This is a genomic window from Anaerosolibacter carboniphilus (genome assembly GCF_014205875.1).
Lineage (GTDB): Bacteria > Bacillota > Clostridia > Peptostreptococcales > Thermotaleaceae > Anaerosolibacter > Anaerosolibacter carboniphilus.
In genome coordinates, this window is record NZ_JACHEN010000010.1 from 1 (window position 1) to 13,247 (window position 13,247).

Genomic DNA, 13,247 nt, shown 5'->3' on the forward strand with positions numbered 1-13,247 from the left:
TTTTATTTTTTTGATCCAAACGAAAAAATTATCAATTACTAGAAATTAAGAAAACCACCAGATAGATAAAATCTGGTGGTTTGTAATCAACCTCAAGAGCATCGGTTGATGCTCTTCTTTTCATGTATCGAGATGAGTAAAGATGCGACATAATCGTAGGGGCGTACATTATACGTTTGTATTCGTCGTATATGTGTCAACTTCTAGATCGTGTCATACTAAGCGCAGCGAAGTATCTAAAGGAACCTAACTACAGATCCTTCACTAGCGTTCAGGATGACAGTTGAGGGATATCTGTGGTCTGCGGGCGAACACTGTTCGCCCCTACCAATGAGCACAGTATGCCGTAAGGATCGGCACCCTCTATCGTTTCGTGGTTTTGAATCCCTGTTTTTTTCGGAACGCTGGGGGCATAGCTCCCTACAAAAAACATGATCTTCTGTGGTTTTGTAGGGTCGGACGACCCTGTCCGACCGATATTATTATGTCGCATTTTTTTACAACTGTGTCCTTATTTATTCTACTATCTAATTCCCTCAACTTTTCCTAACATTTAGAATATTTGTACCCCCTCTAGAATAAGTATTATATAGATGAGAAGAGAGGGGGATTCGGTATGAAAGTAAAGCTAAATTTCAAATTAAAGGCACTCAATTGGAAAATCATAGCGATTATGGCTATGATTATAATGATTGTGTTTGCTGGAATTTATACTGTAAAGTACTTTTTGAAGGATGATGCTGGTGTGCCTTTTGAAGTCCTAAGCGAGGAAGCAATTCCACAAAAGATACAGGAGATATTGCCAAGGTATAAGGCCCTGGAAAGAGCCCTTGCCTGCAAGATTGACGAGGAAATTTATGTCATTGTAACAAGAGGAGAAAAGCCTACAGGCGGATTTACCGTTGATATAGACCGGATTGAGAAGATAACAGAGGAAGAGAAAACAAAGCTGGTGGTATATGCACAGTTTGAAGATCCTCAACCAGGTGATGTGGTGACCCAGGTTGTTACATATCCCTATGTGGTAGCAAAAACAGAATTGAAAGCCTTACCTGATAAGATCGAGTTAAAGGTAAAATATGACGATTAATACTGAAGCCTGCATCTAAGATAGATGCAGGCTTTTTCCATGATTTACATAGAAGGATATGGCGAAATATGTCGAAAAAGTAATATAAGAACTATATAATTAGATAAAGTGCATATATTCAGAAAAGTGTGCAATTTATTCAAATCAAGACTTATGAAAAATATGACCTAAGGAGGACAACGGATGATAAATTTGAAGAAACTGATTTTATCAAGCACAATTGGATTGTCTATTTTTGCAGGCAGTATGGGCATGACCTATGGACAGGATACAATCTATAAAGTACAGGCAGGAGATACTTTCTGGATTATTAGTCAAAAATATGGAATTACGATAGAGAGCTTGATGAGAGCAAACGATGCCACAGAAAAGACCGTTCTTTACGCGGGTCAAAGCATTATTATTCCTACGGCAACAGCGGACAAGCTACATACCGTCCAATCAGGAGATACTTTTTGGATTATCAGTCAAAAATATGGGGTGGATATAAATCTTCTTATGAAGACAAACAATGCAACCCAGAGTACGGTACTTAATGTTGGAGATAAAATTATCATACCTACGAATACTACAACAACAAACAACACTACGACAAGAACTGCTGTACAGGTAAAAACATATACGGTGCAGGCTGGGGACACTTATTGGATCATTAGCCAGAAGCTAGGAGTTGATATCAGAAAACTAATGGATTTCAATGGGCATACGGAAAAAACTGTTCTCTATACAGGGCAGCAAATCAAGATTCCGCCAGTCGAGACAACAGACACAACACAAACTTCTTCTTCGGCACCTACCCAAAATACTGAGTTAAAACCTTATATTACTTATACATCCTATACGGTACAAAAGGGCGATGATTTCTGGAAAATATCTTTGAAGTTCGGGATATCGATGTATGAGTTGATGAAGGTAAATAATATGAGTGAAGCAACCGTGCTGAATATTGGAGATCAATTGAAGATACCTGTTCATCATGTTCCTGTAAAACCAACTCCTGGGAGTCAATATGGTGAATATCTTGATTGGTGGACAGAAGCCCAGTATGTGGTACCTATTGGAGCTCAGTATAAAATGACAGATTTTTATACGGGAAAGTCATGGAATATGAAGCGCACCATGGGAGCAAACCATGCGGATTGTGAACCAGTAACCAAGGCTGACGCAGAAGTCATGAAAAGTGTTTGGGATGGTGCCTATAGCTGGAAAACAAGGCCTGTTATCGTTGAATACAATGGTCGAAAAATTGCTGCTTCTGCGGCTTCTATGCCCCATGATGTTCAAACGATTACAGACAACGAATTTGGGGGACATATGGATGTTCATTTTGCCAACAGTACGCGACATAAGGATGGGGAGATCGATTGGGATCACCAGGCCAATATCAAGATTGCTGCGGGGATAAAATAAACAAAGAAAAAAGCATCCTTCTGATTTTTAAAACTCAGAAGGATGCTTTTTTTGTTTTTGCAAAACATAAAGTTTATTGTTAGTCAATACATAAGAGGGTATATATATTTACAAACTAATGTAAGGAGGTTGAGGGAATGATAAATAAGTGTAGACTTACAGTAGACAGATTAAAAAATAAGTGTGAAACGAATTGTTTTGATTTTAACACAACTGGCGATTTATACCCATTACAAGGTATTATCGGGCAAAAAAGGGCTGCAGAGGCATTAGAATTTGGGTTGGATATAAAAAAGAAGGGTTATAACATTTTTGTGTCGGGACAAAGTGGGACAGGTAGAAACAGCTATGCGTTATCCATCGTAGAAAGAAAAGCTGAGACAAAACAAGCGCCAGATGATTGGGTATATGTGCATAATTTTAAAAATCCTGATAGCCCTATTGCTCTAAACTTAGGACCAGGCACGGGAAAAGTGTTTAAAAAAGAAATTGAAAACATGATTACAAATCTTCAGAAAGAGGTTCCTCAGATATTCCAAAGCAGGGAATATGAAAATAAGAAAAGTGTATTATTGCAGCAATATGAGAAATATACACAGGATATTATCGAAGGACTAAATAATTTGGCGAAAACCTTTGATTTTACATTTACGCAGACAGAACGAGGATTGATGAGTATCCCATTAAAAGAAGGGAAGCCCATGACCGAAGAGGAATATAGAGGCCTCGGACCTGACGAAATTGAGACATTGAGAAAAAAATCAAGCCAATTGAGCCTTGAGACCATCGATATATTCAATAAACTACGGTCTTTGGAGGATGAGTTTAGAAAACGGGTAAAACAGTTGGATGAAAAAAGCGGATTGGATGTGGTAGACTTTCATATTAGCCAACTGATTGAAAAATTTGAAGGGCGGAAATGCGTAGAAGAATACCTGCGTCAGATGGAGGACGACATAGTTGAGCATATCGAGAAATTTAAATCAGGTGATAAGCCTGATTTAAGCGGAAACCCATTTGCCATGTTTCAGATGCGCTCAACGGAGGCTTTCTTCGACCGTTATCAAGTAAATCTTTTCATTGATAATGGGGATAAAGAAGGTGCACCCCTTATCAATGAAACCAATCCCAGCTATCACAATTTGATTGGTGGTGTTGAATATAAGAATGAGTTAGGTGTCATGAAGACTGACTTCATGCAAATAAAGGCTGGGGCATTACATCGGGCCAATGGGGGATATTTGATTCTTCAAGCCAAGGACATTTTATCCAATGCTTTCGCGTGGACAGCTTTAAAAAGGGCGTTGAAGACAGGAGAAATCAATATTGAAGGCTTGGACAAGCAAATAGGTTATGTGATTACCACGTCTCTAAAGCCACAACCGATTCCTCTTGATATCAAGGTCGTGATCATTGGAGATCCATATACGTACTCTATACTGTATAGTTATGATGAAGAATTCAAAAAGCTATTTAAAATTATGGCTGATTTTGATATTGAAATGGATCGAAACAAAGAAAATATGTATAAAATGGCTCGTTTCATTGCTACCCATTGTGAAAAGGAAGGATTGAAGCATTTTGACAAGTCAGCGGTAGGGCGAGTTATTGAATACAGTTCTAGGTTGGCAGATAATCAAGAAAAGCTAAGTTCACGGTTCAATCAAGTGGTAGAAGTCCTTTATGAGGCAGATATGGTAGCAGAAGCCATGGGAGCAAACATTATCAGCCTTGAACATGTGGAAAAAGCTATTGAACAAAAAATATATCGCAACAACAAGTATGAAGAAAAAGTTCTGGAGATGTTTGAGGATGGTACGCTGCTTTTGGATGTAGAGGGAGAAAAGATAGGTGAAATCAATGGTCTAGCCGTAACTGGCACAGGGGAGTATTCCTTTGGCAAGCCAAGTAAAATCACAGTGACAACCTATAGGGGGAAAGCGGGTATCATCAATATTGAAAGGGAAATCAGAAGAAGTGGGAGTATTCATGATAAAGGTGTGTTGATTTTAAGTGGATATTTCGGATCAAAGTTTGCACAGAAAAGACCACTTTCTCTATCTGCAAACATTGTATTCGAGCAGTTGTACTCTGGTGTGGATGGAGATAGTGCATCCAGTACCGAATTATACGGTCTTCTTTCAAGTCTTTCTGGGATACCTATCAAGCAATATATTGCAGTGACGGGTTCCGTAAACCAAAAGGGCGAAATTCAGCCTATTGGTGGTGTGAATGAGAAAATTGAAGGATTCTTCAAGGTATGCAAGTTGAAGGGATTGACAGGTAAACAGGGTGTAATGATTCCACATCAAAATGTGAAGAATCTGATGTTAAATGATGAAGTGATTAAGGCTGTGGAAACAGGTATGTTTAACATCTATTCTATTCATACCATTGACGAAGGTATTGAAATACTCACAGATGTATCAGCTGGCATCAAGGATGAAAAAGGAAAGTATCCTGTTGGTACAATTTATGATTTGGTAGAGAAAAAGTTGGAAGAGTTCTCAAAAGATGTGGATGAAGATGAGCAAGAAGAAAAGAATAAATCTGAGAGTAAGAACAGCGAAAAGAAGGAATAAAGCGAAAAAATAGGGCAGGTTTAAACCTGCCCTATTTGCATGCAATGATACGGGTTTCCGTGATGATATAGTCTACTGGATGATCAAAGGGATCCATTGGAATTTCTTCCACGATTTGCAGATCAAAAGCTAGGGCGATGGAAGGAATTTTTTTATTTTGCTGACTGAAAAAACGATCATAATATCCTCCTCCATAACCAATGCGATAACCATGGGAATCAAAGGCTACACCAGGAACAAGTATTAAGTCAAGACTGTTTGGATCGACGATGCGCATGGCATCCTGCTTGGGTTCTAAGATACCATAGTTCCCTGTTATCAAGTCCTGGGCTGGATCAAGGAGCTGGGAAAATTGCATTTGTTTTGTTGAAGGAATACTGATGGGAACCATGACATTTTTTCCAACGGATAGAAAGTATTGAATGATTTGATTGGTTTTTACTTCATTCCGAAAATCTACATATACTGATATATTTTTAGCTTCTTGTACCAAAAAAAATTTTTTAAGTTGTAAAAAAATGTATGAGCTCTTATTTTCCACCTCTTCAGCCGTTAATGCTTTCCGGATGCTTAATTTTTCCTTACGAATTTGATCCTTCATTTTTATCCCTCCAGGGTATGCGTAGTTTTCTATTTAGCCAAACAAAAGATGCCGAATAATGGTAATGTATAACTATTTGGAAATTCTTAGATTCATTATATAATAGAATACGAGGAAAGATGTAGAAAAATTTGTTTCTTCACAGATTCCTCACAAAGAACTATGAATTTCGTGGTAAAATGATAGAGGAAAATAAATGAATATGTAGAATTGTAAATTATAGTAGGAGATGGTGAAATGATAGAACTCTTGAATGTGACAAAGCAGTATGGAAATGGTACAACCGCCCTTTCCAATATTAATATAAAAATCGACAAAGGTGATTTTGTTTTTCTTGTAGGACCCAGTGGAGCTGGAAAATCCACTTTTATTAAGATGCTGCTCAAGGAGGTAGATCCTACGGAAGGGAAGATTATCATTGATGGTGTAGAAGCCACGACCCTATCCAGAAGGAAGGTACCCCAACTGAGGAGAAAAATGGGTGTTGTCTTTCAGGATTTTCGCCTGCTTTCCAATAAGACAGTCTATGAGAACGTGGCTTTTGCTATGGAAATCATAGAGGCTCATCCTAAAGAAATTAGAAGACAGGTACCTATGATCCTTAGCATGGTGGGTCTAAGTGAAAAATCAAAAATGTACCCTGAACAACTTTCAGGTGGAGAACAGCAAAGGGTATCGATAGCTCGTGCTATTGTAAATAATCCAGCCGTTTTGATAGCGGACGAGCCTACAGGGAACCTGGACCCTGAAACGGCTTGGGAAATTATGAAATTGATCAAACAGATTAATCGAAGAGGAACAACTGTTGTCATGGCTACCCATGCAAAAGAAATTGTAGATGTAATGCAGCAACGAGTGATCGCACTGGAACAAGGAAGAGTCGTACGTGATGACAGGAAGGGTGTATACGGCTATGAGGATTAGGACAGTTTCATATATGATTCATCAGGGATTTAAGAGTATTTGGCGGAATCGGATGATGAGTGTCGCTTCCGTTGGGTCGGTAGCATCGGCCCTGGTAATTTTGGGGATCGTTTTTATGTTGGTATTAAATATCAATAGTTTGGCAGAGTCAGCCAAGGAACAATTTGATTCCGTCCAGGTATACTTAAAAGACGAAGTAGATGGGGTAGGTATTGAAAAGATTGGGGCTGCAATTATTGCTTTGGAAGGCATTGAAGATATAGATTTTCTGTCCAAGGAAGAGGCATTAAACAATATGAAAGAGCAATGGGGAGACCAGGGTTATTTGCTGGAAGGCCTTGAAACCAATCCTTTGCCGAATTCCTTTGTCATCAAGATGAAGGATGTTAGTTATGCGGATGCTGTGGTGAAGGCACTTAAAAAACAAGATGGGATCGAAGAAGTAAAGTATTATAAGGATATTGTAGATAATCTCCTTAGAATCACCCATTTCATCCGGTTGGTGGGAATAGGTCTGATCGCAATCTTGATAGGGATTTCCATGTTCATCATTGCAAACACCATCAAGCTAGCGGTAGCGGCCAGATACCGAGAAATCAATATTATGAAATATGTTGGAGCAACCAACTGGTTCATTCGATGGCCATTCCTTATTGAGGGTGTTGTATTAGGTTGTATAGGAGCATTAATTGCCTTAAGCGTTGTAGGGTATGGGTACAAAATAGCTTTTGATATGGTTACGCAAAAACTATATGTGATGCTGTCTGCCTATATGATTCCTTCAACAATTGCAGTTCAAAATTTAGCTGTTATTTTTGTCGTACTAGGGGCAGGAATTGGTGCCTTAGGAAGCATTTTTTCTATGAGAAAGTTCCTAAGGGTGTAGAGGAAAGTTTTAAAGGGGGATGGAAGAATGAAACAAAAACGTTATTTTGTATTTTTGGTGAGTATGCTATTGATTTTTACCTTTACATTACAGGGCTTTGCATCTGACACAACCGGTGATCAAAAGAAGTTAAATCAGATCACCCAGCAGATTAAGAATTTCCAAAAAAAGATGACGGAGAATAAAAAGCAGGAAAAAAACCTAACTACGCAAATCAAGACCTTGGATCAAAAGATAGATCAGACGGAACAGGAAATAGGAGATATTAGTACGCAGATTACCATGACAAAAGCTCAAATTGACAAAACGAGAGCAGAGTTGAATGAAGCAGAAAATAAAATTGCTGGTAAAAAGAATGTCTTGAATGCTAGGCTAAGAGTTATGTATAAAAATGGAAACGTGGGCTATGCTGAAGTGCTATTGGCATCAGCCAATATTGTGGATTTTTTTTCAAAGCTGGATATGGTGCAAAAGGTAATTGATCATGATACTGGACTGCTGAAATATATGAAGGAACAGCGAGAAGCTATTGACGCCAAGAAAAAGAAGTTGGAAGCCTATGAAGGACAAATGGTTTCTATGAAAAATAAGATGGAAGTGAAACAGGATGAGCTGGAGTTGAGCAGGGGACAAGCTGCCAAAGCCAAGGAGCAGGTTCAGAAAGACAACGTAGCTCTGGAAAAGCAAATTGATGACTTAAATCAGTATGCACAAAAAATTGCAGATGAGATTAGAAGAAAGCAATCTAAGGGAGAATATACTGGAGGTCAAATGGCTTGGCCAGCTCCAGGGTACACTAGGATCACATCGCCTTTCGGATATAGAATTCATCCTATTTTGAAGACAAAGAAGCTGCACACGGGTATTGATATAGGTATTCCATTGGGTAAAGACGTTGTGGCTGCTGGGGATGGAACCGTAATTCATTCCGATTGGCTGGGGGGATATGGAAAAGTTATCATGATTGACCATGGAGGCGGTATTGTTACACTCTATGCCCATAATTCAAGCTTAGTTGCAAAAGATGGGGCGAAAGTGAAAAGAGGCCAGGTTATTTCGAAGGCGGGAAGTACAGGATTATCCACTGGTCCTCACCTTCACTTTGAGGTAAGGAAAAATGGAGATTATGTGGATCCAATTCCTTGGGTAAAATAAAGATAATGTGAAAGTCATATACTAAATAAGTATATGACTTTCTTGTTATATGCTCATAGGTAAACTATAATGAATATGGAAATATGTGGGGGTGATAGCGTGATTGAAGTAAAAAAACTCAGCAAGATATTTAAAGATGTTCAGGGAAAAGGAATGAAAAAATCTACAAAAGAAATCCATGCAGTAAAAGAAATAGAATTCTCCGTGAAGGATGGAGAGGTTTTAGGGCTATTGGGCGAAAATGGTGCGGGAAAAACCACAACCCTTCGTATGCTGGCAACGATGTTGAGACCAACCGCAGGTACAGCATTGATCAATGGTGTTGATATAATAAAAGCTCCTGAGCAGGTGAGAAACCAAATTGGTATATTATTTGGCGGTGAAGTTGGCTTATATGATAAGTTGACAGCTAGGGAGAACATTGCATATTTTGGGGCATTGAACAACATGGAGAAGCATGAGATTGATATTCGGATAGAAATGCTGGCAAAGAAGCTGGACATGATAGATTACTTAGATCGTAGAACCGGTAAATTTTCAAAGGGAATGAAACAGAAAGTTTCTATTGCACGATGTATCGTCCATGATCCTCAGGTAATGCTTTTCGACGAGCCGACCTCTGGACTTGATGTAACTGCTGCCCGGCTGATCCACGATTTTATAAAAGAATGTAGAGATATGGGGAAAGCAGTTATCTTCTCTAGCCACACAATGACTGAAGTGGAGAAGCTTTGTGATCGTATTGCTATCATCCATAAAGGAAGCGTCATTGTTGTAGGAACTGCTTTGGAATTAAAAGAAAAGTATCAATGTGAAACCATTGAAGATGTTTTTATAAGATTGGTAGGTGATGGAAGATGAACTGGAAACATGTCAAAATTGTTCTAGAGAAAGAGATAAAAGGACTATTTCGTGATAAAAGAACTTGGATTGCCAGCATTTTAATTCCTACTTTACTTTTTCCTATATTGTTCAATTTGATGGGAACGGGGATGAATAGAGTAGAGAAATCGGTGAATGCAGGTATTAAAATCGCTGTAGAGGCTCCAGCCGATGGGAAAAATGTAATCAAAGTGTTAAATGAAGATCCTATTATTGAAATTGTTGAAGAAGAGAATCCTTCAGAAGCACTAGAAAAAGGCAGAATTAAGGCTATTGTCAAGATTGGTAAAAACTTTGATCAAAAACTAAGGAATGGAGAGCAAGGTGACATTACGATCAACTATGACGAATCCAGTACAGAATCGAGCTTCGCATTGCCAAAGATAAAAGAAGTGTTGGATAGTTATGGGAATCAAATCGTTGCACAAAGATTAAGTGCCTATGGAATGGATCCCACCATATTGACACCAATCGAATTGAAAGAAAAAACCATAACCAAGGAAGAATCTGGCCCAGGTTTATTTATATTGTCATTTTTGCTGCCCCTGTTGTTAGTGCTATATCCAATTATTGGAGGAATGCCAGTCTCTATAGACTTGGCAGCAGGAGAAAAAGAGCGACAGTCTCTAGAACCACTATTATCTACAGGCGCCAGCAGGCTATCTATATTAATAGGAAAATATGTTACGGTAACTTTTGCATCGGTATTAGGTGTTGTGGCCTCATTGACAGGATTAATCATCGCATCAAAGACTTCGCCAGAAATGCTGCCTACTAATATTACAATATCTGTGCCAGGTATATTGATTATGGCTTGTGTTTCTATTATGATTGCAATGATCGTCAGTGCAATTCTATTGGTCATTAGTATTTTTGCAAGATCATATAAAGAGGCTACGACGTATATGAGCCCTCTAACCATTGTATTGATGGTGCCAGCATATTTGACCATGTTTTCTGATATCAAAACCACTTCAGATGTCATGTTTTTTATTCCAATTTTAAATGCTGTATTATTAATAAAAGAAGCACTCTTTCTGATAAATCCCATCCATATTGCTATTACCTTTGTTGTTACAGGTGTGATGATTGTAGGAGCCATCTTGTTTGCAAAGTATATGTTTGAACAAGAATGGGTGATTTTCCGTTCATAGGTAGTAACTAGGACATGGTATAATTAAAGTATCACAAAATAAAAGGAGACTAGACATGGTAATGTACAAAGCGGATGACTGGAAAGATTTAGATAGAGAAAGGATTTTGTGCATTCAAAAGCAGCTTATCGATTGGTATGAAAAGAATCATCGAAAACTTCCGTGGAGAGAGACCAGGGATCCTTATCATATATGGGTTTCAGAGGTGATGCTTCAGCAGACGAGGGTAGATACGGTGATTCCTTATTTTTTAAACTTCATTGGGAAATTTCCCACGATAGAAGTCTTAGCCCAAGCCCATGAAGAAGAGGTACTAAAAGCCTGGGAAGGTTTGGGATATTATTCTCGCGTTCGGAATCTCCAAAGGGGAGCGAAAGTAGTAATGTCTCAATATGGCGGTCTGGTTCCTAAAGAGCTTCAGGAGATTAAGAAAATACCAGGAATTGGACCATATACTGCAGGGGCTATCTTAAGTATCGCCTATGATAAGGCAGTTCCAGCAGTGGATGGTAATGTGATGAGAGTTTTTTCAAGGTTGTTTTGTATAGATTACGATATTTCTGATGGGAAGACAAGAAGAGAGATGGAGCAGATTGGAAATGTGGTTGTGCCTGAAGAGAATCCTTCTTTCTTTAACCAAGGGTTGATGGAGCTTGGGGCATTGATCTGTACACCTCTTTCACCCAAATGTATAGCATGCCCTGTTTATGGCCAGTGTCGCGCCGCCCAGAAGGGTATACAAAATGAATTGCCTATTAAGAAGAAAAAGCAAGCTGTGAAAGAAGTAGAATTAGAAGTAGCTTTGGCGTGGAAGGAGGATAAAGTGCTCCTAATGAAAAGACCCACAGAGGGACTCTTGGCAAGTCTTTGGACTTTTCCATCCGCTGTAAGAGAAGAAGGCTGGGAACCAGGAAATAGTATTATTCAAGAGTTGAAAGAACAATATGGAATGACTGTAGAAAATATAGCATACCTATTTGATGCCCACCATGTGTTCACCCATCTGAAATGGAATATGAAGGTGTATGGCTGCAATTTGGCTTCAGAAGAGAAGCTCGAATATCCTCAAGTTCAGTGGGTTACTCTGGATGAAATAAAGGATTATGCCATTCCTACAGCTTTCAAGAAGGTACTAAATAAGATCAAAAGATAAAGAGGGGGATCTCGTGTGAAGGAACAAAAGAGGATTCGGGATTATGGAGTAATCATCGGAAGGATGATACCAGGGGCAAAAAATGCAATTACCGATGTAAGAGGCGTAAAGGTAGGCCATTATACCTTAAAGAATGGGGCGATTCAAACCGGGGTTACGGCTATACTCCCCCACAATGGGAATCTTTTTCAAGAGAAAGTCATGGCGGCGGTACATGTCATCAACGGTTTTGGAAAAAGCATTGGAACTGTTCAAATAGAGGAACTGGGAACCATTGAGACACCAATTATACTTACCAATACGCTGAGCGTAGGCACCGTGGGAGATGCTCTGGTGGAATTCATGCTTGAACACAATGAAGATATCGGTATAACAACAGGCACTGTAAATCCTGTGGTATGCGAGTGCAATGATGGGTACTTAAATGATATTCGTGGTCGTCATGTGAAAAAGGAACATGTGCTATCTGCAATTCAAAGGGCAGAAGAAGAATTTCAAGAGGGTGATGTCGGTGCAGGCACTGGCATGTCTTGCTATGGATTAAAGGGTGGGATTGGTACAGCCTCTAGGATCATTTCTTTGGGTAAAAAGGATTATACGCTGGGAGTACTGGTGCTATCCAACTTTGGAAGGAAAGAAGATTTGATGATAGATGGTGTAAAAGCAGATAGGATGATTAAGGAAGTACAGAGGGAGGCGGATAATTTAGAGAAGGGTTCTGTGATCATCATTGTAGCTACGGATATCCCGCTGACGGAGAGGCAGCTCAAAAGGATTCTAAAAAGAACCTCTGTAGCCTTGAGTCGGACGGGTTCATATGTAGGAAACGGCAGTGGGGATATTGCCTTGGGTTTTACCACAGCTCACAGGATAAAGCATTATGAGAAAAGTCCTATTGTTACTGTAGAGATGTTGAATGAAAATGAAATTGATGAGGTATTTCGGGCAGTTGCAGAGGCTACTGAAGAAGCTATCTTGAATTCCATGATCTGCGCAGAGAGAACAGTGGGAAGGGCAGGCCACACAAGGGCGTCGTTGAAGGAATATATCCATGAGATCGTAAATGGATAAGACGCAGTTGTAGAAAAATGCGCCGTAAAGATAACGGTTGGACAGGGTCGTCCAACCATACAAAATTACAGAGAATTATGTTTTCTGTAGGGAACGATGGCCCCCATCGCTCCGAAAAAGAGAGGAAGTCAAAACCATGGAACGGCGAGGGCTGTCACTCCCTACGAGATACTGTGCCTATTGGTAGGGGCGAACAGTGTTCGCCCGCGGCCCACTGATACCAACCCAACTGTCATCCTGAACATCGTGAAAGATCTGTCTTTAGCTATTTAGATGCTTCGCCGGGCTCAGCATGACATCACTACAAGTTTAAATCAAACAAGCTATCTAAAACATAAT

The 13,247-nt window shown here is 39.4% G+C and carries 11 protein-coding genes; 10 read left to right on the forward strand and 1 reads right to left on the reverse strand.

Going from position 1 to position 13,247, the window contains the following annotated elements:
• Positions 1 to 616: 616 nt before the first annotated feature.
• The 3 genes from HNQ80_RS09040 (at position 617) to HNQ80_RS09050 (ending at position 5,082) form a co-directional block, all read left to right on the forward strand.
• Positions 617 to 1,090 (forward strand): protease complex subunit PrcB family protein, encoded by a 474-nt coding sequence (locus tag HNQ80_RS09040; RefSeq protein WP_184310327.1) that lies wholly within the window; start codon positions 617 to 619, stop codon positions 1,088 to 1,090.
• A gap of 183 nt (positions 1,091 to 1,273) precedes the next feature.
• The gene (locus HNQ80_RS09045; protein WP_207726934.1) at positions 1,274 to 2,500 is read left to right on the forward strand and encodes a LysM peptidoglycan-binding domain-containing protein; all 1,227 of its coding nucleotides are present in this window, start codon (positions 1,274 to 1,276) and stop codon (positions 2,498 to 2,500) included.
• A gap of 137 nt (positions 2,501 to 2,637) precedes the next feature.
• Positions 2,638 to 5,082 (forward strand): Lon protease family protein, encoded by a 2,445-nt coding sequence (locus HNQ80_RS09050; protein WP_184310328.1) that lies wholly within the window; start codon positions 2,638 to 2,640, stop codon positions 5,080 to 5,082.
• A gap of 31 nt (positions 5,083 to 5,113) precedes the next feature.
• Here the strand turns inward: HNQ80_RS09050 and HNQ80_RS09055 are convergent, their stop codons facing one another.
• Entirely contained in the window at positions 5,114 to 5,683 is a 570-nt protein-coding gene (locus HNQ80_RS09055; RefSeq protein ID WP_184310329.1) for a 5-formyltetrahydrofolate cyclo-ligase, read from the reverse strand.
• A gap of 237 nt (positions 5,684 to 5,920) precedes the next feature.
• On the opposite strand from HNQ80_RS09055, the gene ftsE reads away from it, so the two are divergent.
• From ftsE to HNQ80_RS09090, 7 genes are all read left to right on the forward strand, one after another.
• A complete protein-coding gene (ftsE, locus tag HNQ80_RS09060) occupies positions 5,921 to 6,607 on the forward strand; it encodes a cell division ATP-binding protein FtsE (protein WP_184310330.1) in 687 nt (228 codons plus the stop codon).
• On the forward strand, positions 6,597 to 7,493 hold the full coding sequence (gene ftsX, locus HNQ80_RS09065; protein WP_184310331.1) for a permease-like cell division protein FtsX: 897 nt from the start codon (positions 6,597 to 6,599) through the stop codon (positions 7,491 to 7,493). Before ftsE ends, ftsX begins: the two co-directional genes overlap by 11 nt.
• Positions 7,494 to 7,520: 27 nt before the next feature.
• Complete coding sequence (locus HNQ80_RS09070) at positions 7,521 to 8,648, forward strand: murein hydrolase activator EnvC family protein (RefSeq protein ID WP_184310332.1); 1,128 nt, start codon at positions 7,521 to 7,523, stop codon at positions 8,646 to 8,648.
• 99 nt (positions 8,649 to 8,747) lie between these two features.
• A complete protein-coding gene (locus HNQ80_RS09075) occupies positions 8,748 to 9,509 on the forward strand; it encodes an ABC transporter ATP-binding protein (protein WP_330602815.1) in 762 nt (253 codons plus the stop codon).
• Complete coding sequence (locus HNQ80_RS09080) at positions 9,506 to 10,684, forward strand: ABC transporter permease (RefSeq protein ID WP_184310333.1); 1,179 nt, start codon at positions 9,506 to 9,508, stop codon at positions 10,682 to 10,684. Before HNQ80_RS09075 ends, HNQ80_RS09080 begins: the two co-directional genes overlap by 4 nt.
• A 55-nt stretch (positions 10,685 to 10,739) precedes the next feature.
• The gene (gene mutY / locus HNQ80_RS09085) at positions 10,740 to 11,837 is read left to right on the forward strand and encodes an A/G-specific adenine glycosylase (RefSeq protein WP_207726935.1); all 1,098 of its coding nucleotides are present in this window, start codon (positions 10,740 to 10,742) and stop codon (positions 11,835 to 11,837) included.
• Positions 11,838 to 11,852: 15 nt separating this feature from the next.
• On the forward strand, positions 11,853 to 12,908 hold the full coding sequence (locus HNQ80_RS09090) for a DmpA family aminopeptidase (RefSeq protein ID WP_330602816.1): 1,056 nt from the start codon (positions 11,853 to 11,855) through the stop codon (positions 12,906 to 12,908).
• Positions 12,909 to 13,247: the final 339 nt, after the last annotated feature.

Bases quoted from the DNA above. Each gene is read 5' to 3' on its own strand.
- HNQ80_RS09040 (WP_184310327.1), top strand. From the start codon at position 617: ATGAAAGTAAAGCTAAATTTCAAATTAAAGGCACTCAATTGGAAAATC.
- HNQ80_RS09045 (WP_207726934.1), top strand. From the start codon at position 1,274: ATGATAAATTTGAAGAAACTGATTTTATCAAGCACAATTGGATTGTCT.
- HNQ80_RS09070 (WP_184310332.1), top strand. From the start codon at position 7,521: ATGAAACAAAAACGTTATTTTGTATTTTTGGTGAGTATGCTATTGATT.
- HNQ80_RS09050 (WP_184310328.1), top strand. From the start codon at position 2,638: ATGATAAATAAGTGTAGACTTACAGTAGACAGATTAAAAAATAAGTGT.
- ftsE (WP_184310330.1), top strand. From the start codon at position 5,921: ATGATAGAACTCTTGAATGTGACAAAGCAGTATGGAAATGGTACAACC.
- HNQ80_RS09080 (WP_184310333.1), top strand. From the start codon at position 9,506: ATGAACTGGAAACATGTCAAAATTGTTCTAGAGAAAGAGATAAAAGGA.
- ftsX (WP_184310331.1), top strand. From the start codon at position 6,597: ATGAGGATTAGGACAGTTTCATATATGATTCATCAGGGATTTAAGAGT.
- HNQ80_RS09055 (WP_184310329.1), bottom strand. From the start codon at position 5,683: ATGAAGGATCAAATTCGTAAGGAAAAATTAAGCATCCGGAAAGCATTA.
- mutY (WP_207726935.1), top strand. From the start codon at position 10,740: ATGGTAATGTACAAAGCGGATGACTGGAAAGATTTAGATAGAGAAAGG.